General features: G+C 75.4%; 17 protein-coding genes. 12 read left to right on the top strand and 5 right to left on the bottom strand.

Translation table 11 applies throughout. The features are described 5' to 3' along the window. The first annotated feature begins 113 nt into the window (after nucleotides 1–113). From LZF96_RS02740 to LZF96_RS02725, 4 genes are all read left to right on the top strand, one after another. A complete protein-coding gene (locus tag LZF96_RS02740) occupies nucleotides 114–521 on the top strand; it encodes a YciI family protein (protein ID WP_233865276.1) in 408 nt (135 codons plus the stop codon). 20 nt (nucleotides 522–541) lie between these two features. After that, a complete protein-coding gene (locus tag LZF96_RS02735; RefSeq protein WP_233865473.1) occupies nucleotides 542–1,687 on the top strand; it encodes an RNA polymerase sigma factor in 1,146 nt (381 codons plus the stop codon). Between the two features lie 174 nt (nucleotides 1,688–1,861). Further along, entirely contained in the window at nucleotides 1,862–2,263 is a 402-nt protein-coding gene (locus tag LZF96_RS02730) for a hypothetical protein (RefSeq protein WP_233865274.1), read from the top strand. A gap of 4 nt (nucleotides 2,264–2,267) precedes the next feature. Next, a complete protein-coding gene (locus tag LZF96_RS02725; RefSeq protein WP_233865273.1) occupies nucleotides 2,268–2,813 on the top strand; it encodes a GNAT family N-acetyltransferase in 546 nt (181 codons plus the stop codon). Between the two features lie 306 nt (nucleotides 2,814–3,119). Here the strand turns inward: LZF96_RS02725 and LZF96_RS02720 are convergent, their stop codons facing one another. Beyond that, nucleotides 3,120–3,809, bottom strand: coding sequence for an alpha-ketoglutarate-dependent dioxygenase AlkB (locus tag LZF96_RS02720; RefSeq protein WP_233865272.1), 690 nt, complete (start codon nucleotides 3,807–3,809; stop codon nucleotides 3,120–3,122). A 159-nt stretch (nucleotides 3,810–3,968) separates the two neighbouring features. On the opposite strand from LZF96_RS02720, the gene LZF96_RS02715 reads away from it, so the two are divergent. Further along, nucleotides 3,969–5,369 (top strand): deoxyguanosinetriphosphate triphosphohydrolase, encoded by a 1,401-nt coding sequence (locus LZF96_RS02715; RefSeq protein WP_233865271.1) that lies wholly within the window; start codon nucleotides 3,969–3,971, stop codon nucleotides 5,367–5,369. A gap of 30 nt (nucleotides 5,370–5,399) precedes the next feature. On the opposite strand, the gene LZF96_RS02710 is transcribed toward LZF96_RS02715, so the two are convergent. Further along, nucleotides 5,400–6,161 carry a triacylglycerol lipase gene (locus LZF96_RS02710; RefSeq protein ID WP_233865270.1) on the bottom strand — a complete coding sequence of 254 codons (762 nt, stop codon included), beginning with the start codon at nucleotides 6,159–6,161 and terminating at the stop codon, nucleotides 5,400–5,402. 433 nt (nucleotides 6,162–6,594) lie between these two features. On the opposite strand from LZF96_RS02710, the gene LZF96_RS02705 reads away from it, so the two are divergent. From LZF96_RS02705 to LZF96_RS02685, 5 genes are all read left to right on the top strand, one after another. Further along, on the top strand, nucleotides 6,595–9,549 hold the full coding sequence (locus LZF96_RS02705) for a LuxR family transcriptional regulator (protein WP_233865269.1): 2,955 nt from the start codon (nucleotides 6,595–6,597) through the stop codon (nucleotides 9,547–9,549). A gap of 327 nt (nucleotides 9,550–9,876) precedes the next feature. Further along, complete coding sequence (locus tag LZF96_RS02700; protein ID WP_233865268.1) at nucleotides 9,877–11,196, top strand: CdaR family transcriptional regulator; 1,320 nt, start codon at nucleotides 9,877–9,879, stop codon at nucleotides 11,194–11,196. Nucleotides 11,197–11,548: 352 nt separating this feature from the next. Beyond that, nucleotides 11,549–12,730: a nitroreductase family protein gene (locus LZF96_RS02695; protein WP_233865266.1), complete on the top strand. Its 1,182-nt coding sequence runs from the start codon at nucleotides 11,549–11,551 to the stop codon at nucleotides 12,728–12,730. Between the two features lie 149 nt (nucleotides 12,731–12,879). Then, nucleotides 12,880–14,856: a DNA primase gene (gene dnaG, locus LZF96_RS02690; protein ID WP_233865264.1), complete on the top strand. Its 1,977-nt coding sequence runs from the start codon at nucleotides 12,880–12,882 to the stop codon at nucleotides 14,854–14,856. Nucleotides 14,857–15,060: 204 nt separating this feature from the next. Beyond that, entirely contained in the window at nucleotides 15,061–16,368 is a 1,308-nt protein-coding gene (locus LZF96_RS02685; RefSeq protein WP_374203070.1) for an RNA polymerase sigma factor, read from the top strand. 150 nt (nucleotides 16,369–16,518) lie between these two features. On the opposite strand, the gene LZF96_RS02680 is transcribed toward LZF96_RS02685, so the two are convergent. Then, complete coding sequence (locus tag LZF96_RS02680) at nucleotides 16,519–17,967, bottom strand: FGGY family carbohydrate kinase (RefSeq protein ID WP_233865260.1); 1,449 nt, start codon at nucleotides 17,965–17,967, stop codon at nucleotides 16,519–16,521. Nucleotides 17,968–18,342: 375 nt separating this feature from the next. Between LZF96_RS02680 and LZF96_RS26375 the strand changes: the two genes are divergently transcribed. Then, the gene (locus LZF96_RS26375; RefSeq protein WP_267940378.1) at nucleotides 18,343–21,009 is read left to right on the top strand and encodes a beta-galactosidase; all 2,667 of its coding nucleotides are present in this window, start codon (nucleotides 18,343–18,345) and stop codon (nucleotides 21,007–21,009) included. 205 nt (nucleotides 21,010–21,214) lie between these two features. Here the strand turns inward: LZF96_RS26375 and LZF96_RS02670 are convergent, their stop codons facing one another. Both LZF96_RS02670 and LZF96_RS02665 read right to left on the bottom strand, forming a co-directional pair. Then, nucleotides 21,215–21,886 carry a hypothetical protein gene (locus LZF96_RS02670; RefSeq protein WP_233865258.1) on the bottom strand — a complete coding sequence of 224 codons (672 nt, stop codon included), beginning with the start codon at nucleotides 21,884–21,886 and terminating at the stop codon, nucleotides 21,215–21,217. After that, complete coding sequence (locus tag LZF96_RS02665; protein ID WP_233865256.1) at nucleotides 21,883–22,641, bottom strand: hypothetical protein; 759 nt, start codon at nucleotides 22,639–22,641, stop codon at nucleotides 21,883–21,885. Before LZF96_RS02665 ends, LZF96_RS02670 begins: the two co-directional genes overlap by 4 nt. A gap of 441 nt (nucleotides 22,642–23,082) precedes the next feature. On the opposite strand from LZF96_RS02665, the gene LZF96_RS02660 reads away from it, so the two are divergent. Beyond that, complete coding sequence (locus LZF96_RS02660) at nucleotides 23,083–23,481, top strand: hypothetical protein (RefSeq protein ID WP_233865254.1); 399 nt, start codon at nucleotides 23,083–23,085, stop codon at nucleotides 23,479–23,481. The last annotated feature ends 146 nt before the right edge of the window (nucleotides 23,482–23,627 follow it).

Here is a 23,627-nt window from a genome sequence, read left to right as displayed (position 1 = left end):
GGGTCGAAAAAACTTGGCCGGGGATGTCGAGAACCCGTGATCGGCTCCGTCTCCCCCGTGAACGCACCCGAACGCGACCACAATGGGTCGCACCGGCACCGAGGAGAACCATCATGGCCAAGTACCTGCTGCTCAAGCACTACCGTGGCGCCCCGACCCCGGTCAACGACGTGCCCATGGAGAAGTGGACGCCGGAGGAGATCTCGGCCCACATGCGGTACATGAGTGACTTCGCGGCCCGGCTGGAGGGGACCGGCGAGTTCGTCGACGGACAGGCGCTCGCCCCCGAGGGGACGTTCGTCCGGTACGACGGCGAGGGCCGCCCGCCGGTCACCGACGGGCCGTTCGCCGAGACCAAGGACCTCATCGCCGGTTGGATGGTGATCGACGTCGACGGTTACGAGCGCGCCCTCGAACTGGCCGGTGAACTGTCGGCCGCCCCCGGGGCGGGCGGGGAGCCGATCCACGAGTGGCTCGAGGTGCGCCCCTTCCTGACCGCGCCGCCCACCGTCACGGAGTGATCCCGGAGATGACCCCCGCCGTGGACGAGGCCCTGATCCGGAGCCTCACCCCGGGCGTGCTCGGAATCCTCGTCCGCCGCGGAGCCGAGTTCGCGGCGGCCGAGGACGCGGTGCAGGACGCGCTGGTCGAGGCGGTCCGCGTCTGGCCGGCCGACCCCCCACGGGATCCGAAGGGGTGGCTGGTCACCGTGGCCTGGCGCCGGTTCCTCGACGGGACCCGGGCGGACGCGGCCCGTCGCCGGAGGGAGGACCTCGTCGACGAGGAGCCGGCGCCCGGCCCCGTGCCGGCGGCGGACGACACGCTGTGGCTGCACTTCCTGTGCGCGCACCCGTCGTTGACGTCGTCCTCGGCGGTCGCGCTCACCCTGCGCGCGGTCGGTGGGCTCACCACCCGCCAGATCGCCCGGGCCCACCTGGTGCCCGAGGCGACCATGGCGCAGCGGATCAGCCGGGCCAAGCGCACCGTCTCCGGCGTGCGGTTCGACCGGCCCGGTGACGTCGCCACCGTGCTGCGGGTCCTCTACCTGATCTTCAACGAGGGCTACTCCGGCGATATCGACCTCGCCGCCGAGGCCATCCGGCTCACCCGGCGGCTCGCGGTGGCGATCGACCACCCCGAGCCGGCGGGGCTGCTCGCCCTGATGCTGCTCCACCACGCCCGGCGGGCCGCCCGAACCACGCCCGAAGGCGGCCTGGTGCCGCTCGCCGAGCAGGACCGGAGTCGGTGGGACACCGGGTTGATCGCCGAGGGTGTGGAGATCCTGCAGGCGGCCCTGGCCCGCGACCGGTTGGGTGAGTTCCAGGCCCAGGCCGCCATCGCGGCCCTCCACGCCGACGCCCCCACCGTCGAGGAGACCGACTGGGTACAGATCGTCGAGTGGTACGACGAACTCGCGCGCCTGACCGACAGCCCCGTCGTCCGGCTCAACCGCGCGGTGGCCGTCGGGGAGGCCGACGGACCGCGCGCCGGCCTGGCGGCGCTCGCGGAGCTGGACGACTCGCTGCCCCGCCACACCGCCGTGGCCGCCCACCTCCACGAGCGCGACGGCGACCTCGCGACGGCGGCACGGCTGTACGTCGAGGCGGCCCGTAAGGCCACCAACCTCGCCGAGCGCGACCACCTGACCCGCCGGGCCGCCCGGCTCAACACCCGCCGGGATCGCTGACCGGCCGCACCCGGTCACGTCCGGCCGCGCGTCCGCGACACGGCCCCGTGACCGGAAGGGCCGCCCGAGGCGGGCGGGGCGGGGCCGGCCGCACGACACGCACCGGTGCAGGGGCCCGGTGACGGATGGACCGTCGCAATCGGTCTTCCTCATCGGCGGTGCCACGATGACCTGATGGAGTACATCGTGGACCTCGATGCCGCTCTCGATGTGGTGACCCGCAGAGCCGCCGCTTGGCGAGCCGCCGGATTGACGGTTGGTTCCATCACCTGGCGTGACGGGGACGGGGCATGGCCGCCTCCTCTCGTGACGGACCGGACCCGGGTGCGGGACCCCGATGCCCTCGGTGTCCGGGTGTCCGGGCCGGGAGGGGCGGAGTTCCGCGTGGTGCTCTTTCGAGGGGGATGGGTGGACGCCGAGGCGTGGAACGGGGATCCCGCGCGGGAGGTGGCGGTTCTTCCCGGCGGGGACGTCACCTCGCCGGAGCGATACGGCGCCGTTCTCGACGCCGCCGCCCGCCTCACCTTCGGGTCGCCGGAGTCCGGGGCCGTTCCTGGTACCGGCGGGGGAGGATGAGCGGATGACAGTGATGCGGACGGAACGGCTGATGCTGCGGCGGTGGCGGGAGGAGGACGTCGCCGCGATGGCGGCGATCAACGCCGACCCGGAGGTGATGCGGTGGATCGGCGACGGCTCGACGCGGGACACCCGGAGCACCCGGGCCGGTATCGAGGCGATGGAACGGGAGTGGGAGGCCGAGGGGTTCGGCCTGTTCGCAGTGGAGGTCACGGAGAGCGGGGAGTTGGCCGGCTTCACCGGCCCGGTGGTGCCCCACTACCTGCCGGAGGTGCTGCCGGCGGTCGAGGTGGGGTGGCGGTTGGGCCGGTCCTTCCAGGGGCGGGGCCTGGCCACCGAGGCCGCCCGCGCGGCCCTGCGGTTCGGCTTCGGGGGTCGCGGGTTGGAGCGGGTGGTGAGCGTCGCGCAGATCGGCAACGACGCCTCGGAGCGGGTGATGGCGAAGTTGGGGATGCGGCCGGTGCTGGAGACGGTGGACCCCGGCTGTGGGCGGCCGGTACGGGTGCACGAGGTCACGCCGGCCGAGGCGGTGCTCGACGCCCCGGGGTGACCGGCCCCGGGGGAAGCGGCCCGAGGAGGCGGGGGCAGGCCGGGCCCCGGGGCGGGGAGCGGGCGTTTCCCACCCGACGTGTGCCCGGCGGGTCGGGGGTCGGCCGGGGGAGGTGGCTCCGGGCCCCGGGGAGCCCCGGCCCGGTGGATTCGCGGGCCGGGAGCGGTGAGGTCGCCACCGCGGCGGACCCTCCGCACCGGTCGCCGGTCACCCACGCCGGAGGCCGGTTCGTCGGGTCGTGCCCCCGCCCCACGCGCTCCGGCCGCCGGCCCGTCGGACCGCGCTGTCGGTCACCCGTACCGGCGCTCAGCCCGCCAGGCCGCTCACCCGCAGGGTGATGTTCAGCCGCCCCGTCAGGCCCAGCCACGCCGGCGACGTGCCGGGCCGCACACGCGGCACGCCGTGGTACGCGGCGCGGGCCGGCCCGCCGAAGACGAAGGCGTCCCCACTCCGCAACTCCACGTCCGTGTAGGGCCGTCCCCGGTTCTCCGGGTTGCCGAACCGGAAGACGCAGGTGTCACCGAGGCTCAGCGACACCACGGGGGCGTCGGAGTGCTCCTCGGCGTCGCGGTGCATCCCCATCCGGGCGTCGGCGTCGTAGAAGTTGATCAGGGCGATGTCGTACGCCTCCATCGGCACCACCGGACCGTCCGGCCCGGTCGCGGCCACCGCCTCGCGGGCCAGGGCGTCCAGCCGGGTGGGGAACGGCTTGACCGGGGCGCCGTCGCCGTCCACCACGTGCCGGGAGTACCGGTACGGGGACCAGTGCCACCCCAGGCAGACCTGCCGGGCGGACATCGTCCCGCCGCGCGGGGTGCGCACCGTGCGCAGGCCGGCGGGCGGCCGGGCCCACTCCCGGCAGGCGGCCAGCAGATCTCGCTGTCGGTCGTCGTCCAGCCATCCGGGCAGGTGGACGGCGCCCGGCACGATCGTCACCGGGCCACCCGGAGCCCCGCCCCCGCCGGGCGGGTCGAAGAGCGTGTCGTGCGAGGCCATCGGTTTCGCGCCACCTCCCGATACGGGTCCCGGGACCGAACACCTCGTCCGGGACCGTCCCCCACGGCGGCCCCGCTCCCGGGAACCACCCTGCCACGCCCCACCGACACCCGCGCCGCGTGGTGCGGGAGGGGTCCCGGCAGCGGCTACGGTCGGTGTATGGAGCAGCGGGAGCGGGGCGCGCGGCATTACGGACCGGCCGACACCGACAGGTGGGACCCGGAGCCGGACAAGCGGCCCGGTCGCACCGCCTTCGAACGCGACCGCGCCCGGGTCCTGCACTCGGCCGCGCTGCGCCGCCTGGCCGGCAAGACCCAGGTGGTGACCCCCGACCCGATCGATCCGTCGCCCGCGCGGGACGCCAGCCCCCGCACCCGGCTCACGCACTCCCTGGAGTGCGCGCAGGTCGGTCGGGAGTTGGGCGCCTCCTTCGGCTGCGACCCGGATCTGGTGGAGACGGCCTGTCTGGCGCACGACCTCGGCCACCCGCCGTTCGGCCACAACGGTGAGCGGGTGCTGAACGCCGTGGCCGGGCCGTGCGGCGGTTTCGAGGGCAACGCGCAGTCCCTGCGGCTGCTCACCCGGCTGGAGCCCAAACGGTTCCGGGGCGGCGACGTCACCGAGCCGGTGGGCCTCAACCTCACCCGGGCCGCGCTGGACGCCGCGACCAAGTACCCGTGGTCGCGCGGCGCGCACCCGGAGGGGCCGGCCGCGCCCGGCGCCGCCAAGTTCGGCGTCTACGCCGACGACCTGCCGGTCTTCGACTGGTTGCGGGAGGGCGCGCCGAAGGGCCGCCGCTGCTTCGAGGCGCAGGTGATGGACTGGGCCGACGACGTGGCGTACTCGGTGCACGACGTGGAGGACGGCCTGCACGCCGGGCACCTGGACCCCAACCTGTTGCTCGCCGAGCCCGAGCGCCGGCACGTGCTGGCCGTCGCGTTGGAGTTGTACGCGCCGCCGGGCACGGAGGAGGCGGAGGCGGGGGAGGCGCTGGACCGGCTGCTGGAGGCCGAGTGGTGGCCGCACCACTACGACGGCACGGCCGTCGCGCAGGCGCGGTTGAAGAACGCCACCAGTCAGCTCATCGGCCGCTTCTGCCTCGCCGTGGAGGGGGCGACCCGGGTGCGGTACGGCAGCGGGCCGTTGACCCGGTACGACGCGGAGTTGATCGTGCCGCGCGGGGTGCGGCTGGAGTGCGACGTGCTGAAGGCGGTGGCACGGCTGTACGTGGTGCTGCGGCCGGAGCAGGAGCGGGTGCGTTCGCGTCAGCGGGAGTTGTTGGCGGAGCTCGCGGAGGCGTTGGTGGCGCGGGCGCCGGACGGGCTGGACCCGCAGTACCGGGCGCTGTACGCGGCGGCCGGGGACGAAACGACCCGGCTGCGGGTGGTGGTCGATCAGATCGCCGCCCTGACCGACGCGATGGCGCGGTCCCTGCACGGTCGGCTCACCACCGACCGCGCGGGGACCGCGCGGTCCGCCGGGAGGCGCGCCCCCGGTGCCCCCGACGGCACCGGGGACGCCGGGTACGGGTCGCCCGGGCGTGCTCCCGACGGTTCGTGAGCCCGGCGCTCCCGCCGCCGGGCCCGCGGTTCATCCCCGCCGGACGAACCGCTGGATCTCGGCCATCACCCCCGGGTCGGTGAGGAAGGCGATGTGGTCCACGCAGGGCAGTTCGCGGTTCCGGGCGCCGCGCAGGCGGGTGGAGTCGTACGGCAGGATGACGCCGTCGCAGGGCGAGTACCAGGTGCCGTAGCGGGTGGCGCCGGGCGTCTCGTCGCCCCGGGCCAGGGCCTTCAGGAAGTCGGAGCCGGGGATCATCTCGGCGCAGGAGACCAGCGGCAGGCAGTCGGCGGCACGGGTGGTCCCGTGGTGGGCGCCGGCGAGGGACACCACGTGGCCGACGTGCCGGTGTCCCCCGAGGTGTTTGACGTACCACTGGGTGACCAGGCCGCCCATGGAGTGGTTGACGACGGCGACCCGGTGGGCACCGGTGGTCCGGCGCACCTCGGCCACCAGGTCGGCGAGGTCCCGCGCGGACTCGCGGTTGGAGGCCGACCAGTCGTAGCGCAGGGCGAAGAGCCGGTCGCGGTCCCAGCCGGCGGCCTCGAAGGAGTCCATCGCCGCGGCCCAGTTGGAGGGGTCGCCGGTGAAGCCGTGCACGAAGACCACCGGCGGGAGATCCCGATGCCCGTCATGGGGGCCCCGGGTGTCGGCCTCGCCGTGGCCGCCGGCGATCGCGCCGGGGGCGGCGGAGAACGAGGCGGTGAGTGCCAGGAGGGTTCCGGCCAGGGCGACTCCCAACCTGCGCCGGCGGCCGGGACCGGCGGTGGGGTCGGTGGGGGGACTGCTCATCCGAGGGCCTCCGGGGTGCGCGAATGGACGAGGGGTGTGGCCGAAAAGCATCGGTGGTACCGTGACCGCCGCAGACGCCGTGCGCGGTGTCCCGAACGAGTCTTGACACAACGTCAGTCGTGTGATTCGCGTGCTCCCGCCCGAGAGGCTCCGCGCCCGGTCCGGGAATGCCGCGATGACGCGGTGCCGATGCTTGCCCCGACCCTCCTGCCGGGCATCGGCGAAATCACCGGCCTCCGCTCCGTGCCTTGTCGGGCCCGTACGAAACCCGGGTGTTCTGTGCGCGCGCACAGTCCCGCGCGTCACACACTGGGCGCGCGCATCGACTTGTGGACGCCCGCATGGACGAGCGATCCGGTCGGTGCTGTCGTGCGACAACGGGCGTGAACGGGGGCACCCGTGATCGCGCCCCGGGCAGGGAGGTCCGAACCACATGGACAGTCCTTCGACGTCCTCGTTCCCGAGCCGTTCCCGTACGGACACCGCGGTCCGCGCCCTGCTGGACCGCGCCCGTGCCGGGCACGGGGGTGCGCTGCTGGTGCGTGCCGAGACGGGCATGGGGGTCAGCGCGGTGTTGGAGCGGGCGGCCTCCGCCTTCCCGGTCCCGCCGGCGGGCGGGCGGGGGCGCTGGCTCGCCCACCCGCCCGCCGCCCGCGCGCCCGTCGGTTCCCGGCCGGCCGGGCCGGTCGCCGCGGGCCGGCTCCCCGCGGTGGTGCTCGCGCCCCCCGAACCGGTGGTCCGGTTGCGCGGGGTGCGGGCCGAGACCGGGATGCCGCTGGCGGGCCTGCACGCCCTGGCCGGCCGGTTGGCCGGCCCCGACGCCGCCCGGGAACTGCTGGAGACCGCCCGGCCCGGCGGGGCGTCGCCGGTGGCCGTCCCGGTGATCGGGGACGCGGTGCTGCTGCTGTTGCAGGAGCGAACCCGGTCGGCGGGGCCGGTGCTGTGCTGCGTGGACGACGTGCAGTGGGTGGACCCGGTCTCGCGGGAGGTGTTGGGCTTCGTGGCCCGCCGACTGGGGGCCGGGGTTCCGGTGGCCCTGGTGATGGGGTGGTCCACGATCGGCCCGGGGACACCGTCCGACGTCCTGTTGGGCGGGGTCCCCGAGGAGACGCTGCCGCCGCTGTCCGGGGCGGAGGTCGAGGCCCTGTTGGACCGGTCGTTGCCCGAGGACGCCGATCCGGCGGTCCGGGAGGCCCTGGCGCACGAGGCGGCCGGCAACCCCGGTCTCCTGGCCGATCTGCTGGAGCGGCTGTCGCCGGCCCGGTTGACGGGAGCGGAGCCGTTGCCCCGCCCGCTGTCGGTGGACGGCCCCCGACTGCGCAGGGCCGAACAGGGGTTGCGTTCGCTGCCGGACCCCACCCGGGATCTGCTGGTGCTGGTGGCCGCCGCGCGGGAGGTGGAGGGGGAGGCGGGGATCGGCGCGGTGCTGCGGGCCGCCGCGCTCCTCTCGGGCCCCGACGGCCCCGACGGGGGTCGAACCGACCCGGACGATTCCCCGCCCGGGGACGACGCCTCCCACTTCGCCCCGGCGGAGGCGGCCGGGGTGCTGCGCCGGGACGGCGACCGGCTGCGGCTGGTCGGTCCGCTGGTGTGGCGGGCGGTGCGCCGGGCGGTGTCCCCCCGGGAACTGCGGGACGCGCACCTGGCCCTGGCCGAGGCGCTGCGCGGGGCCGCCGATCAGCTGCCGCGCCTGCGCCACCTGGCCGCCGCGGCCGAGGGCCCCGACCCGGCGCTCGCCGGGCGGCTGGCCGCCGAGGTGGAGGGCGCCGCCGCGGTGCGTCCGCCGACCGATTCGGCGGACGCCCTGCTGCGGGCCGCCGAGCTGGTGACCGACCCGGACAACCGGGGGACGCTGCTCACCGCCGCCGCCGAACACACCTGGGCGGCGGGCCGCCCGCAGGCCGCCCGAACCCTGTTGGAGCGGGCGCGGATGCTGCCCGCCGGTGACGTCACCCGGGGCAGGGCGGCGCTGGTGCTGGGCACCCTGCAGCGGGAGTGCGGGGTGATCACCGACGCCCGGGAGTCCCTGGTGCAGGCGGCCCGACTGCTGGGCCCACACGATCCCGATCGGGCGGGCGACGCCCTGCGGGTCGCCGCCGAGGCGGCCTGGGTGGCGGGCACCGGCCCCCTGGCGATGTCGGTCGCCGGTTCGACGGAGGACGCGCAGCACGCGCCGCGCGACGATTACGGGGCGGGGATGGCGGCCCTGCTGGAGGGCGGGCTGGCGACGGCCATCGTACCGCTGCGGCGGGTGCTGGAGCGCGCCCGCCGATCGGAGCAGAGCGCCGACCTGCTGCGGGCGGCGGTGGTGGCGATGCTGCTCGGGGAGAACAACGAGGCGTACGTCTGCGCCTCGCGCGGCCTGGCGGTGGCCCGGCTGCGCGGCGAGCGGGTGCTGGAGCCGCATGCCCTGGAGTTGCTGGCCTACGCCGAACTGCGCTGTGGGCGGCACGGGCGGGCCGCCGCGCACGCCCGGGAGGGGCTGCGCAGCGCGTTGCGCACCGGGCAGCGCAACAGCGCCGCCCACCACCACGCCGCGCTGGCGATGGCGGCGGCGATCGACGGCGACCCCGAGCGGTGTGCCCGGCACGCGGCCGACGCCGAGCAGGACGCCGGGGCGCACGGCCTGGGCATCGCGGCGACGATGGCGGAATGGGCGCTGGCCCGGTGCGACCTGGCGCTCAACCGACCCCGGCAGGCCGCGCTGCGGCTGGGAGCGCTGCTGCGCAACGGTCCCGGTCGGGGGCACTTCGCGCTGCGCACCCTGGCGCTGCCCTGCTTCATCGAGGCGACCGTGCTCTGCGGGCAGCCCGAGCACGCCCGTCCGGCGCTCAAGCACGTGGCGTCCTGGGCGGCGGCCACCGCCGATTCGCAGGCGGTACCGCAGTTGCTGCGCTGCCGGGCGCTGTGCGCGCCACCGGAGGCCGCGCCGCAGGCGTTCGCCCGGGCGCTGGAGGCGCACCGGGGCGCGGACAACTCCTTCGAGCGTTCGCGTACCCAGTTGCTGCACGGCATGGCGTTGCGCCGGGGGCGCCGTCCGCGCGACGCCCGGGAGGTGCTGCGGGACGCCCTGATCGGTTTCGAGCAGTGTGGGGCGGAGGCGTGGGCACAGCGGGCCCGGGGCGAGCTGCGGGCGACGGGGGAGAGCGATCACCCGGTGGGCGGCCCGGCACCGGAGGTGTTGGCGACGCTGACCCCGCAGCAGTTGCGGGTGGCCCGGCACGTGGCCGAGGGGGCGACCAACCGGGAGGTGGCGGTGCGGCTGTCGGTGAGTCCGCGCACCGTGGACCACCACCTGCGCAACGTCTTCAGCGCGCTGGGCATCCGCTCGCGGGTGGAGCTGACCCGACTGCTCGCCGACGCGCCGGACACCCCGGAGCCGCGGTGAGGCCGGGGGGACGCCGTGGGGCGGGGGAGGCGGTGCCGGACGGGCCGTTCTCCCCGGGGCGTCCCCCGTCCGCCGGGTCCCGCGCACGCGCCTTCCCGGGCGCCCCATCGAGCGGGCCGGTGATCAGCTCACCGAGCCGGCCGCCAAAAGAGACGAAATTCCCCGGAAAGAAACGGAAAAACACGCGCGATCGCGAAAATCCCAACAGTTACCGACTGGACGGTATGGCTTTGGTTGCACTACGGGCACAGCACTGGATCGTGGAGCGTCGCACCCGAACAATGCAGAGCGAGCCGCCCTTACCGCCCCGACAGGTGGAGGTTCGTGATGCCCCTGAGCACCAAGCCCCGGGAGGTCGCCCCGGCGTCCCGGGACCACCGGGTCGATCGGAACGACCGCAGCGACGCCCAACGCGAGGCGACGCGCCCGCCCGACCGCGCGCAGACACTCCTGGTGATGCGTCGCTCCGCCCGCCTGCTGCTGCACCGCCTGCCCCACCTCACCGACCGGGTGGTGGCCCTGGTCCAGGACCAGGAGCCCTCCTACCGGGGACCCCGGGTGGACACCGAGGCCCTGTGGCAGGAGGTGCACCGTTCCCTGCGGAACAACGTCGGCTGCCTGATCGACCCCCGGGGGATGCGCGACCCCGCCCGGCACTGCTCGCGCCGCATCGGCTCGGACCGGGCACGCCAGGGACTGCCGCTGGACGCCCTGCAACACGCCTTCCGGCTCGGTGGCGGCGTGGTCTGGGAGGAACTCCTGGAGACCGCCTCCCGCCAGGACCCCGAGTCCATGCGCCTGCTGGTGCACGTCGCCGGCGACGTGTGGAACTTCGTGGACGAGCACTGCTCACTCGCCGCCGAGGCGTACCGCAGGGCGGAGCGTGAGATGGCCTGGCGGCGGGAGAACCGCATCCGTCTCATGACCGAGGCCCTGCTGCACGGCACGGTCCGGGTCGCCGACCTGCCCGATGTCGTCGAGGCGCTCGGACTGCCGGAGAACGGCCGTTACGCGGTGGTCGCCGTCGGCGGGCCCGGTCGCGCCGCGCTGCGCACCGGACCCGCCGGCGATCGACTGGTCTGGCACCCGGGCGACCCCGTGGACCTGGCCATCGCCCGGCTGGAGGAGGAACCGGGCGACCACCGGGAGGGCGAGCGCGGCGTGGAGGCACTCGCCCGCGACCTGGCGCCCGGTCCGGGTGGTCCGCCCGTGCGGGTCGGCGTCAGCCCGCCGGTCCGGGGACTGGTCGGCCTGGGGGAGGCCAGGTCGTTGGCGGAGAAGGCCCTCCAGACCTGCCCCGCCGACGGCGAGGTCGCCCTGCTGCGCGACCACCTCGCCGCCGCCCTGCTGGTCTCCTCGCCGGACCTCGGAGCGGTCCTGACCGAGCGCGTCCTGGGGCCGTTGCGCCGCCTCGACCCGGGCGATCGGGAGATCCTGCTGGACACCCTCGCGGCCTGGCTGGAGTGCGACGCCTCCGCCCAGCGCACCGGCGAACGCCTCTCCTGTCACCGCAACACGGTCCTGAACCGACTGCGCCGCTACGAGAAGCTGACCGGACGCTCGCTGAGCAGCCCCAAGGAGACCGCCGAACTCTCCCTGGCGCTCACCGCCCGGCGGGTCCTGGAGGGCTGTCGACAGTTGGGCTGAGGCCGCCCCGGGCCGGGGCCGTCCGGGTGGTCCCGGCCCTCGCCCCGTCGGCGGGCCGGGGCGCCCCGGGTCCGGCCGATCCCGTCGATCGCCCGGTGACCGGCGCCGCGCCCCACCGCGGAGGACACGGGAGGGCGTTCGCCCTCCTGTGTCCTCCGGATGAAGGAGCCTAGGCTGGGGAAAGGAGAACCTTCGGACACCCGATCCCGATCACGGTTCCGTCCGGGCCCGGCGGGCCCACCGGCGCGGCGGGCCACCAGGGGGCGGGCGTCGGACCCCGCCGACCCGGCGTGGACGGCCGGTACCCCGGCCGCGCCGGCGACGTGCGACCACCGATCGCAGGGAGCACGCGATGAACGCCGACACCCCCACACCCCGGGCCGCGCAGGATCTCCGGCCGCCGGGCACACCCCCGGACCCCGTCCCCCCGGCGACCCCGCCCGGCGGCCCGGCGGCCGGGGACGCCGCCTCCCCCTCCGACCCGGACCAACCGGTGGGCCGACCGATCGGCCCGCCGTTCCCCATCGGGGAGGCCGTCGCCCGTTCCCTGGTCACCGCCGCCTCCCTGGCCCCCTCCCTGCACAACGCCCAGCCGTGGCGGTTCCGGCTGCTCGCCGACGGCACCACCCTGCAACTGTGGGCGGACCTCGACCGGGTGGTGCCGCACGCCGACCCCGACGGACGCGGTCTGCACCTCGGCTGCGGCGCCGCCATCTGCAACCTGCGGGTGGCCGCCGCGCACGCCGGGCTGCTCCCCGATGTCCGCCTGCTCCCCGAGCCCGCCGAACCCCGCCTGCTGGCCGACATGGTCTTCCGCCGGCTGCCCGCCGGCGCGCCGGAACCGCGGGAGGCCGCCGGGCTGGCCGCCCTCTACCCGGCGATCCGCGCCCGCCGCACCAGCCGGCACCCCTTCCTCCCCGAGCGGGTCCCCGGGTCGGTGCGCGCGGAGCTGACGGAGGCGGCCCGGGCCGAGGGCGCCGAACTCGTCCATCCCGACTCCTGGCACACCGCCACCGTGCTGGAACTGCTGCGCGACGCGGAGGGGCGCGACGGCTCGGACCCGGCGCGCGAGCGGGAACTGGAACGCTGGACCCGCACCGGGCCCGAAGCGGGGAGCGCCGTGGACGGTGTCCCGGAGTACGCCTTCGGCCCGCGTGAGCGGGACGGCCGGACGGTGGTGCGGGACTTCGCCGGCCGGGCGCCGCTGCCCGGCCGGGCCGGCGCCGACTTCGAGTCCGCCCCCCAATTGGTGCTGCTGGGCACCGACGGGGACCGGCCCTTCGACTGGCTGCGAGCGGGCGAGGCCCTGGAGCGGGTACTGCTGGTGGCCACCGACCGGGGCCTGGCCACCTCGCTGTCCTCGCAGGCGCTGGAGTGGGACGAGCTGCGGTGGCCCACCCGCGACCCGATGGGGCCGATCTCGCACGTCCAGATGATCATCCGCCTGGGGTACGGCCCCGAGTCGCCTCCCACCCCGCGCCGGGCCGTCACCGAGATCCTGGAGATCGGGCACGCGATGCCATCCGCCCCCTGACCCCGTCCGGGTCGGTCCCGTCCGGGGCGGGGCCGACCCGGCCATTCGTTCCCGCCCCGGGGCTGCGGTCATGCCTCCGGAGTGCCCCGGACACCGCTTCCCGGCCCGGCGCCGGCGGGGCCGTCGGTGCCCCGCCGTACACTGTGCGGGTGGCGGGAAGGATCAACGACGAGGACGTGAGAGCGGTTCGGGAGGCGGTGCCGATCGACACGGTCGTCGCCGACTACCTGCAACTCCGCCCCGCCGGCGGCGGCAACCTCAAGGGCCTGTGCCCCTTCCACGACGAGAAGTCGCCCTCCTTCCACGTGAGTCCGGGCAAGGGGCTCTACCACTGCTTCGGCTGCCAGGAGGGCGGGGACACCCTCGACTTCGTGATGCGGCTGGAGCACCTCTCCTTCGCCGAGGCGGTCGAGCGACTGGCCGCGCAGGCCGGCATCACCCTGCGGTACGAACAGGGCGGCTACGGACGCGGCAGCCAGGCGGGGGAGCGCACCCGCCTGGTGGAGGCGCACCGCGAGGCCGCCCGTTACTACGTCGAACAACTGGACTCCCCCGAGGCCGCCCCGGCCCGGGCCTTCCTGGACGAGCGCGGCTTCGGCGGGGGCGTCTCGGAACGCTTCGGCGTCGGGTACTCCCCGGCGGGTTGGGACCACGCCGTGCGGTTCCTGCGCGGTCGCGGCTTCACCGACCGGGAACTGCTGCTCTCCGGTATCGCCCAGGAGGGGCGGCGCGGGCCCATCGACCGGTTCCGCGGCCGACTGATGTGGCCGATCCGGGACATCGCCGGTGAGGTGATCGGATTCGGCGCCCGGCGACTGCGCGAGGACGACAACGGCCCGAAGTACCTGAACACCCCGGAGACCCCCGTCTACCGCAAGTCGCAGGTGCTGTACGGGATCGACCTGGCCAAGAAGGACATCGCGAAAGGCAACCGCGCGGTCGTCGTCGAGGGGTACACCGACGTGATGGCCTGCCATCTGGCGGGTGAGACCACCGCCATCGCGACCTGCGGCACCTCCTTCGGCGAGGGGCACATCAAGATCCTGCGCCGGCTGTTGATGGACAACTCCCGTTCCGAGGTGGTCTTCACCTTCGACGGGGACGCGGCCGGCCAGAAGGCGGCGCTGCGGGCCTTCGAGGACGACCAGAAGTTCGCCGCCAAGACCTGGATCGCGGTCACTCCCGACGGAATGGACCCCTGTGACCTGCGGCTGAGCCGGGGAGACCAGGCGGTGCGGGATTTGGTGGAGGGCCGCACCCCGCTCTTCGCCTTCGCCCTGGACCACATCGCGGAGGGGCACAACCTGGAGACCGCGGAGGGGCGTTCGGCGGCGCTGGAGCAGGCCGCGCCGGTGGTCGCGATGATCAAGGACCCCGCCATCCGGCACGAGTACGCGGTGCGACTGGCCGGGCTGGTCGGCATCTCCGATCACCGGTTCGTGCTGAGCCGGGTCGGACAGTTGGTCCACCGACAGCACCACGGGCGTCCGGGGTCCGACGGTTCGGGATCCCCCGGGGGCCCGGCGGGCCGGGGTGGCCGGGGTGGCCGATCGGGCCCGTCCGGCCGCGGCGGGCCCGCCGGCGGGCGCTTCGCGGAGGCCGGCCCCCCCGTCCCGGAGGGCCCCCGGGCCGCGGGCCCGCCCCTGCACCTGCGCAGCCCCACCCACCGGGTCGAGCGCGAACTCCTCAAGCTCGCCCTGCAGTTCCCGGCCCTGGTCTCGCCCGCCTTCGACGCCTACGGCGAGGACGAGTTCACCGCCCCGCCCTACGCGGCGGTACGGCGGACGATCGCGGAGGCCGGAGGCGTGGAGTCGGGCGACGGCGATTCCGGGTACATCGCCCGGGTGCGGGCCACCGCCCCGGACGACACCTTCCGCGCACTGATCACCGAGTTGGCGGTGGAGCCCCTGCGCACCCCCCGCGACCCCGACGAGGTGTACGCGGGCGAACAGCTGGTGCGGGTCCGCCTGGCCGCCGTGGACCGCCGGGTCCTCGACCTCGACGGCACGGCGCTGCGCGCCGAGTCGCGCGGGGCGGCCGAGGAGGCGACGGAGCTGCGCCGGGAACTGTGGGTGCTCCAGCAGTACGGCCGTGCCCTGCGGGAACGCGGCGCGGCGGCGCTGTGAGCGGGTCTCCCCGGGACGGTGCCGACCGTCCGGGGAGGACGTGACGGTCGGTCCTTTCCGGAATCCCCCGGCGCCGTTCCCCGGTCCCCGGCCGGGCCGCCGCTTTCGAAAAGCGGCGCACACCCCTCGTGGACCGGGTGTGCCTTGGCTCACACTGGTGGGCGGCGCCGCCCATTCCGGTCGCGAGCACCTGGAGGTTGCTCCGTGCAGACCCAGTCCCTCGCCGGTGCGGTCCCCGCCGCTCCGGCCGACGTCCCCGCCCGCCCCCACACCGGTTCCGTTTCCCGCAGGCAGCCCGCTCCGGTTTCCCCCACCCCCCGCCCGGCACTCTCCCCTCCCGCCGCGGAGTCCCCCGCGCGGAGGGTCCCCCGCCGGCGCACCGCCTCGGCGGGGGAAGCCGATCCCGCGACGGGGCCCCCGCCGCCCGACGCGTCCGAAGCACCCGGCGAGGTGTCCGACGAAACACCCGAAGCGCTCGACGACCCCTCCACCGACGACCCCTCCGATCACCCCGGGGACGACGGTCCCGGCGCGCGGGACGGGGATCCCCCCGGGAGACCGGCGGCTCGGCGGGGAGAGCGCGCGTCCGAGGGCGGCCCCGGCCCCGGCGGTGACCTCTTCCGGCAGTATCTCCGGGAGATCGGCCGCATCCCGCTGCTCACCGCCGCCGACGAGGTCGAGTTGGCCCGCCGCATCGAGGCGGGCGTACTGGCCGAGCACAGGTTGCACACCCTCCGGGACCCCGGCGCCCGACTCGCCCTGGACCTCGACCGGTTGGTGGTACGCGGTCGGTTGGCCAAACGGCGGCTCATCGAGGCCAACCTCCGCCTCGTGGTCTCCGTCGCCAAGCGGTACATCGGGCGGGGCCTGACCATGCTCGACCTGGTACAGGAGGGCAATCTCGGGCTGATCCGGGCGGTCGAGAAGTTCGACTACGCCCGGGGCTTCAAGTTCTCCACCTACGCGACCTGGTGGATCCGGCAGGCCATGTCCCGGGCCATCGCCGACCAGGCGCGCACCATCCGGGTCCCGGTGCACGTGGTGGAGCTGATCAACCGGGTGGTGCGCACCCAGCGTTCCCTGCTCCAGGAGCGCGGCGTCGAGCCCGGGGTCGACGAGATCGCCGCCCGACTGGACCTCACCCCGGAGCGGGTGGGCGAGATCCTCAACCTCGCCCGGGACCCGGTCTCCCTCCAGGCCCCCGTGGGCGACGAGGACGACATCCACTTCGGCGACCTCATCGAGGACGCGGACCTGCCCGGGCCCGCCGAGTCCGCGACCCTCCTGCTGCTGCGCGAGCAGCTCCACGCGGTGCTCTCCACCCTCGGCGACCGCGAGCGGCGGGTGGTGGAACTGCGCTACGGCCTGTCGGACGGCCGCCCCCGCACACTCGAGGAGATCGGACAGATGTTCGGGGTCACCCGGGAGCGGATCCGGCAGATCGAGCACAAGACGCTCCACAAGCTCCGCACCCACACCTACGCCGGTCAGCTGCGCGGCTACCTGGATTAGGAGGGGACGGCCGGTGCCGCCGCCGGTTCCCCGCCGCCCGCCTCCCCGGGGCGGGGAACCGGCGGCTCCGCCGGCGCGCCCGATCGGGCGGCGCGCGATCCCGGTACCCCGGGGGCCCGCGGACGGTCGTGAACCGCCGACCGCCCGGGGTCAGTCGGCGGGTGGGCCCAGCGCCTCGGGGTGGCGTTCCTCGCGGACGGTCGTGAACTGCTGCCGGACCGCCCGGCCGACCGCCAGCGCCTCCTCGTCCGGGCGGAGTGTCTCGCCGCGCGGTGAGGGCCAGGTCGGCGGCTCGGCCGTCGCGGACGGGTTCTCCGAGGCCGCCAGCGCCCACGCGGCTTGGCGGGCCGCGCCCAGTGCGGCCCAGTCGGCGGGCTCGGGCACCACCACCTCGGCCTCCAGCAGCCCCGGGGCCAGTGCCCGCACGGCCGGCAGCTGCGCCGTCGGCCCCAGCAGGAAGACCCGGCCGATCCGCACCCCCCGTGAGCGCAGCACCCCCGCCGCGTCCGCCACTCCGCACAGCATTCCCTCGAAGGCGGCCCGGGCCAGGTGCTCGGGGCGCATGCTCTCCCGCCGCAGCCCGGCCAGCGTCCCGGCGGTGTGCGGCAGGGCCGGGGCCCGTTCGCCCGCCAGGTAGGGCAGGAACACCAGGCCGTGGGCGCCCGGCGTCGAGGTCATCGCGAGGGCGGACAGTTCCTCGGGTGAGCGGTCCAGCAGGTCGGCGGTGCCGCGCAGCACCCGGTTGGCGTTGAGGGTTCGCACCACCGGCAGGTGCCGACCGGTCGCGTCCGCGTAGGAGGTGATCATGTCGCCGGGATCCGGGATCGCCGATCCGTGCACCGCGCAGACGGAGGCGGAGGCGCCCAGCGAGATCACCGCGTCGCCCGAGCCCAGTCCCAGCCCCAGCGCGGCGGCCATGGTCTCCCCGGTGCCGGCGGAGATCAGCAGTCCCTCCGGCGTGCGGCCGGCGATGTCGGCGGGGCCCAGCACGGTCGGCAGTTCGGCGGGGCGGCCCAGGGCCAGTTCGAGCAGGTCCGGCCGCCAGCGCTCCTCGGTGGGCGACCAGTAGCCGGTGCCCGACGCCCCGCCCCGGTCGGTGGTGAACCGTTCCGGGCGGCCCAGCAACTGCCACACCAACCAGTCCTGCGGTTGCAGGACGGCGGCGGTGCGGCGGGCGAGCTCCGGCTCGGTGCGGGCCAGCCAGGCCAGTTGCGCCACCGGATGTCCGACTCCGGGGACGGTGCCCACGGCGCCGGTCCAGGCGGCGGCCCCGCCCAGGGCGTCCATCAGATCGACCGCGGAGCCCTGCATCCGTTGTTCCTCCGACAGCGCGGCGCGCACCGGGTTCCGGGCGCCGTCCAGGGCCACCACCGCCTGCTGTCGGGCGGCCACGCCGATGGCGGCCACGTCCTCGAGGAGGCCGTCCCCGGCGGCCTCCCCCAGGGAGAGGAGCCAGGACTCCGGGGGCGCCTGCCCGCCCGCGGGGTGTTCGGCGTGCCCGTGTCGCAACACCTCCCCGGTCTCGGCGTCACAGACGACGATGCTGGTCCAGCCGGACGAACTGTCCAGGCCGGCGACGATCCGCGTGCCACTGCCCATGACATCGATCATGCACCATCGCGACCCCCGCCGGGATGCCCGCGCCCCCCACCGGTCGGCCGACGTGCCCGGTGGCGGGGGAGCGCGGGCGGGGCCGTGCCGATCTCCTCCGCGCGGGTCCACGGCGTTCCGTGCGGGGCTCCCCCGATGCCGGGGCAGGGCCCTTCGATCGGTGGCCGGGATCCGCTCGTGGACGATCCCGACGGCGGCGCCGTCGCCGGGTTCCCTTTCGGGGCGTCGGGGCACCCGGACGGGGCCGTTCACCCGCCGGGGGTACGACGGTCGTGGTGGACACGGGGAGGTGGTGGACACGGGGGGTCGGCGGGCCGGCGAAGAGGTGTTGTGGTTCCGGGGAGCCGTTGGTAAAACGTTTCAATGCCCTCTCCGGAACCCGCTCCCACCCCCGTGCCCCTCGCGTTGACCGCCCCGGCCCCCGGAGCGGCCGTGCCCCCGGCCCCCTCCGCCCACCTGCGGATGGGATCCCGGTCCGACACGTCCCGGCCGCCCATCGGGGTGGACGCCCGCTCGGTGCGGCGCGGCGAACGCCCCTGGATCCCGGTGATGGGGGAGTACCACCCCTCCCGCCGTCCCGTGGCCTCCTGGCGGGAGTCGCTGCTGCTGATGCGCGCCGGGGGCGTGGACACCGTGGCCTCCTACGTCTTCTGGAACCAGCACGAGGAACACCCCGGTCGCTTCCGCTTCGACGGGTCGCTCGACGTGCGCCGGTTCGTGGACCTGTGCGCCGAACTGGAGTTGGGGATGGCCCTCCGGATCGGACCGTGGGCGCACGGCGAGTGCCGGAACGGGGGCCTGCCGGAGTGGGTCCCCGGACGCGTTCGCGCACCGCGCACCGACGACCCCGGTTACCTGGCGGTGGTGCGTCGCTGGTTCACCGTGCTCGGCGAGCGCCTGCGCGGCACCTCGTACGACGAGGGCGGGCCGGTCGTCGCCGTGCAGATCGAGAACGAACTGTACGACGACCCCGACCACCTCGCCGGCCTGCGACGGATCGCCGAGGAGTGCGGGATCTCGGCCCCGTTGTGGACCGCCACGGCCTGGGGCGGGGCCCGGCTCCCCGAGGGCGAACTGCTCCCGCTGTACGGCGGCTACCCCGAGGCGTTCTGGGAGGAGGGGGACGCCGGCCCCGCCACGGGAACGTTCCGCCACTACATTCCCGGGCCCATCCGCGACGATCACGCGATCGGGGCGGACCTGCGGCCGGTGCTCCCGACCGGCCGGGACTCCGACCCCGGGCCCGATCCCGCCCTCCACCCCTTCGCCACCTGCGAACTGGGCGGCGGAATGGCGATCGCCCACCATCGACGGCCGCTGATCCGGCCCGCCGACATCTCCGCCCTCGCGCTGAACAAACTCGCCTCGGGCTCGGTCTGGCAGGGTTACTACCTCTACCACGGCGCCGAGCAGTACCAGGGGACCGCTCTCCCCAACCAGGAGTCGCACGACTGCGGTTACCCCAACGACATGCCCGCGGTGGACTACGACTTCCAGGCGCCCATCGGCACCGCTGGACAGATCCGGCCGCACCACCACGCGCTGCGCGCGCAACACCTCTTCCTCCGGGAATGGGGCGCGGAGCTGGCCACGATGCCCGCCCGCTTCCCCGACCGGACCCCCGCCGGCCTCCACGACCGCGACACCGTGCGCTGGTCGGTGCGCTCGCGCGGCGACTCCGGTTTCCTCTTCCTGATCAACCATCAGCCGCACGAGCCGCTGCCCGCCCACGAGGGGGTGCGCTTCTCGGTGGCGCTGGAGGGTCGCACGACCGTGTTGCCGGACGTACCGATCGACCTGCCCGCCGGCACGCACACGTTGTGGCCGCTGGGCCTGGCGCTGGGACCGGCCGAGGGTGCTCCCGACATCGGCGGGTGCGCCGGGGGGCCGCGGCTGGAGTGGGCCACCGCCCGCCCGGTGACCCGGTTGGAGGCCGGTGCCGGCACCGGTTCGGAGGGGCCGCTCACCGTACTGGCGGCGGATCCGGGGATTCCCGTCCGGATCGCCACGGCGGCCGGCACCTCCCTGGAGGGTCCGGCCCGTGCCGTCGCCCCGACCGCCCCCGGCGGCCCCGGCGGCCCCGGGGTCCGGGTGCACGTGGTGGACGAGCCGGGGCCGGGAGCGCTGTTCACCGTCCGCGGCCCGGACGGCGCCACCGCCCGTCTGCTGGTACTGGACCCGGAGAACGCCGCGCGCTTGTACCGGATCCGCTGGGCCGGGGCCGAACGGCTGGTCCTGGCCGACGGCCCGGTGGTGGTGGATCGTGACCCGACGGCGGACGGCACGGAGGTACTGCGCCTGCATCCGGGGGAGGTCCCCGGTGGGTTCGGGGAGTCGGAGGGGCCGGGCGCGTCGGCTGCCCCGCGGCGCGCCACCCGGCTGTCGCTGCTGCCCGCGCCGGCGCGCGTGAGCGGGCCCTCCCCGATGCCGGGGCCGGTGGCCGAGGGGGCCTTCACCTCCTTCCGGCCGGCCCTGCCCGGGCCACCGCCACCGGTGCGGATCCGGTGTTCACGTGCCGACGCCGTGCCCCCGCCGCCCCGGTGGGGCGGGTCGGCGGGCCGGGCCTCGGCGCCTACGGACGCCGACTTCGCCGGTGCGGCCCGATACCGGGTGGAGGTCCCGGCCGAGTGGTGGGACGCCCCGGCCGCGTCGGAATCCGGGGACGACCCGGGGGATGCCGGGGGCGCGGGGTGGGCCCCGCCGGGGGAGGGCGAGGTGTTGCTGCGGGTGCGCGTGGAGGGGGACGCGGCCCGGGCGCTGGTGGGCGGGCGGTTGGTGGCCGACCACTTCCGTTTCGGGCCGCCGTGGGAGATCGGATTGCGCGGAGCCGCCGGGGAGTTGCGTCGCCACGGTGCCCTGGAGCTGTTGGTGCTGCCGCCGGCTCCGGGCGGCGGGCCGGTCCACCTCGACCCCGGGGTGCGGATCGAGCCGGGCACGGCGGCGATCGCGGGAGCCGAGTGGGTGCTGTTGCCGCGGGTGGAACTGCGGGCCGGGGAACCGCGGGTCACGGGGCCGGCGCCGGGGGAGTGAGGGGCTCCGGGGGCGTGGTCGGTCTGCCGCGGGCAAGACGGAAAGCCGGTTCCGACGCGTTCTGTCCAACGCGTCGGAACCGGCTTCGTGTGCGGTGCCCGGAGGGCGGGATCCCGTCCCGGATCCCCGTCCCTGACTCCGGCCCGGGGATTTCGATCCCGGGAACGGGGCCCGATCGGATGGCCCGTCGGGTGCCGGGTCGCCGTCAGGCGGCTATCACCCGCTCGACCAGGTCGCGGTAACCGATCAGGGCGGTGCGCCGCTCCTCGGTGCCGGCGGAGGCGGCATCGTCACCGTCCCGGTCGCCGGTCGCGCCGTCGGCCCGCAGGGCCCCGCGCTGCTCGGCCAGGGACTCCCGCAGGTACTCGCCCGCCTCCTCCAGCAGCGCGTCGGCCTCTCGTACGGCCCGCTCGGGGTCGTCCACGAAGGACTGCACCGCCTCCTGGAGCCGGGAGCGCAGTTCCTCGGCGCGGGCCTGCGGGATGAGCGCCGGGCCGGCGTGGCCGTTCCCCGACCGGCCGGAGCCGGTGGTGCCGGTGGTCCCGGTCGTGCTCGTGGTGCCGGTGGTCGTCCCGTTCCCGGAACGAACGGTCCGCTCGTGGTTCCCGCCCGGGGCGGTGTCACCGCCCCGGAGCGTCGTCCCGGTTTCCGCCTCGGGGGCCACCGGCGCGACCGGCGCGTCCCGGTCGTCGGCGGGGCGGGCGGGGTGGGTATCGGTGTCCGTCGTCCGGCCGGTGTCGGTGGTGTGCTTGCGGCCCTCCACGCGGTTCTCCACTGTCCTGCTCTCCTTTCCGACGGTGTCGCCGTCGGTGTCGTGGTGCGAACGCTTCGTCCGGGTGCCGTCGTCGGGGGAACCCGGGTTGGTCGGTCGGGTCATCGCCGCGCGCCGTTCGGGTCCTCGACCGGCGCCTCGGCGGTCTCCCGCTCGGTGGTCGCCCGGTCCTCGCCGTGCGGGGCCCGGCTCCGGTCGGCCGTCGGCTCGTCGGTCCGCTCCTCGGTCCGCTCGTCACGGCCGGCGCCCGGCAGGTGCAGACGTTCGGCGATGCCGCCGTCACGCCCCTCCGCCTTGGCGCGGTCCTCCCGGTCACCGGAGTGGGGGGAGTCGATCAGCTTCTCGAAGACCTCACCCGCCCCGAGCATCGCGGTGCGCAGGTCCTCGGTGGCGGTGTCCCCCGGGGTGGTGCGACCGGCCAGGGCGTGCGTCCGGCGGTAGCCGTCGACCTGATGGGGGTGGTGCACCGACAGCGCGGCGACGCGGTCGTCGTGCGAGTCGGACGGGTAGCCGCGGTCGTGGGCCAGCCGGGTCAACAGGTGATCGGCCTCGGCGACGGCGCCGCCGGGGTCGTCCACGAAGCGCTGCTGAACCTCCGCCCACTGCGCGCGGTAACGCTCGCGCTCCTCGGCCGGGAGGGTCCGGGGACGCAGGTCCCCGTGGCGCTTGAGCCGCTCGGACAGTTCGGCGCGGGCGGCCTTCTCGTCGCCGTTGTGACGGTCCACGGCCCGGTCGTACTCGGGACCGAAGCGTCCGCGCAGGTCGCCCCGGCGCCGCTTCATCACCGGCCCGAGGGCCAGATACACCAGAGCGAGGACGGCCAGCACCGCCACGAGGATGATCACTTGAGTGGTGGTCATGGTGTGCCTTTCGGTGGGAACCCCTTCGTACGCGCCTCTCTGCTCTGTCGGCTTACCGGGTCACGGACTCGTAAACAAAAGCCTGGTTCCGCCCCTTGGGGGGAGCCCGGCCGACCGGATGATCGCCCCGACCTGTCGGTCGTCCGTCGACGGGGCGTCAACGGGCGGCGTACGCGCTCCGGGTGACCCTTGTGCGCGGTCGCCGTGGCCCGGTGTGTCGTTCGGTTGTGCCGCCGTCGAACATTTCTGGCATATGCACGTGTCAAACACTCGACACCGAACGTCATCCGATCAACTCCTGGCACTTGCCGATGAATAGCGGTCGGAACCCCGCATCCGCTCCGGCACGATGCGTAATCTCCTCGCCACCGGGCCCTCACGGGGTCCGAGGAGGGTTCGGGCCGGTACCACCGGCACCGGCAGCGGGGAGGAGCACGACATATGCCCGGGATCGACGAGTGCCTGCTGGCGGCGATGACGCTGCCCGGGGCCCGCGGCGCCGCCGTCGTGGACTGGATCAGCGGCCTCGCGCTGGGCACCGCCGGGGAGTCGCCCAGCGGCGACCACGAGGTCACCGCCGCCGAGACCGCCGAACTCGCCCGCATGGCCGCCGAGCACACCGCGTTCGTGCCGCCCGACGCGCCCGAACCGGAGAAGGGGGCCCCGCCGGTCGAAGGCGTCATCGTCACCGCCCCCGGAGGGCACCACCTGATCCACTTCGTGGGAGGAGTTCTGGACAGCAGCGTCTTCGTCCACCTGTGGATCGATCGACGCGAGGGCAATCTCGCCCTGGCGCGCATACGACTCCGCGAGATCGCCGAAAGCCTGGTACCGGCATGAGGACCGTCGCCCCCACCGCGCCCATCGCCCGGATCGCCCACACCGTCCCGCCGCCGGCGGTCGCGGTCCCCCCGCCCGGACCCGACCGGGCGTCAACCACCGCCTCCGGGACGGTCTTCGCCGGCGTCCCCGCCCCGACCCCCGGA

The sequence above is a fragment of the Streptomyces sp. ST2-7A genome (assembly GCF_021390475.1).
GTDB lineage: Bacteria > Actinomycetota > Actinomycetes > Streptomycetales > Streptomycetaceae > Streptomyces.
This window is presented reverse-complemented; position numbering and strand designations above follow the sequence as displayed.

Coding starts and splice junctions, on each gene's coding strand:
- LZF96_RS02670 (WP_233865258.1), bottom strand. CDS start 21,886: ATGACCCGACCGACCAACCCGGGTTCCCCCGACGACGGCACCCGGACG.
- LZF96_RS02740 (WP_233865276.1), top strand. CDS start 114: ATGGCCAAGTACCTGCTGCTCAAGCACTACCGTGGCGCCCCGACCCCG.
- LZF96_RS02705 (WP_233865269.1), top strand. CDS start 6,595: ATGGACAGTCCTTCGACGTCCTCGTTCCCGAGCCGTTCCCGTACGGAC.
- LZF96_RS02700 (WP_233865268.1), top strand. CDS start 9,877: ATGCCCCTGAGCACCAAGCCCCGGGAGGTCGCCCCGGCGTCCCGGGAC.
- LZF96_RS02725 (WP_233865273.1), top strand. CDS start 2,268: ATGACAGTGATGCGGACGGAACGGCTGATGCTGCGGCGGTGGCGGGAG.
- LZF96_RS02660 (WP_233865254.1), top strand. CDS start 23,083: ATGCCCGGGATCGACGAGTGCCTGCTGGCGGCGATGACGCTGCCCGGG.
- LZF96_RS02715 (WP_233865271.1), top strand. CDS start 3,969: ATGGAGCAGCGGGAGCGGGGCGCGCGGCATTACGGACCGGCCGACACC.
- LZF96_RS02665 (WP_233865256.1), bottom strand. CDS start 22,641: ATGACCACCACTCAAGTGATCATCCTCGTGGCGGTGCTGGCCGTCCTC.
- LZF96_RS02710 (WP_233865270.1), bottom strand. CDS start 6,161: ATGAGCAGTCCCCCCACCGACCCCACCGCCGGTCCCGGCCGCCGGCGC.
- LZF96_RS02720 (WP_233865272.1), bottom strand. CDS start 3,809: ATGGCCTCGCACGACACGCTCTTCGACCCGCCCGGCGGGGGCGGGGCT.
- LZF96_RS26375 (WP_267940378.1), top strand. CDS start 18,343: ATGCCCTCTCCGGAACCCGCTCCCACCCCCGTGCCCCTCGCGTTGACC.
- LZF96_RS02680 (WP_233865260.1), bottom strand. CDS start 17,967: ATGGGCAGTGGCACGCGGATCGTCGCCGGCCTGGACAGTTCGTCCGGC.
- LZF96_RS02695 (WP_233865266.1), top strand. CDS start 11,549: ATGAACGCCGACACCCCCACACCCCGGGCCGCGCAGGATCTCCGGCCG.
- LZF96_RS02730 (WP_233865274.1), top strand. CDS start 1,862: ATGGAGTACATCGTGGACCTCGATGCCGCTCTCGATGTGGTGACCCGC.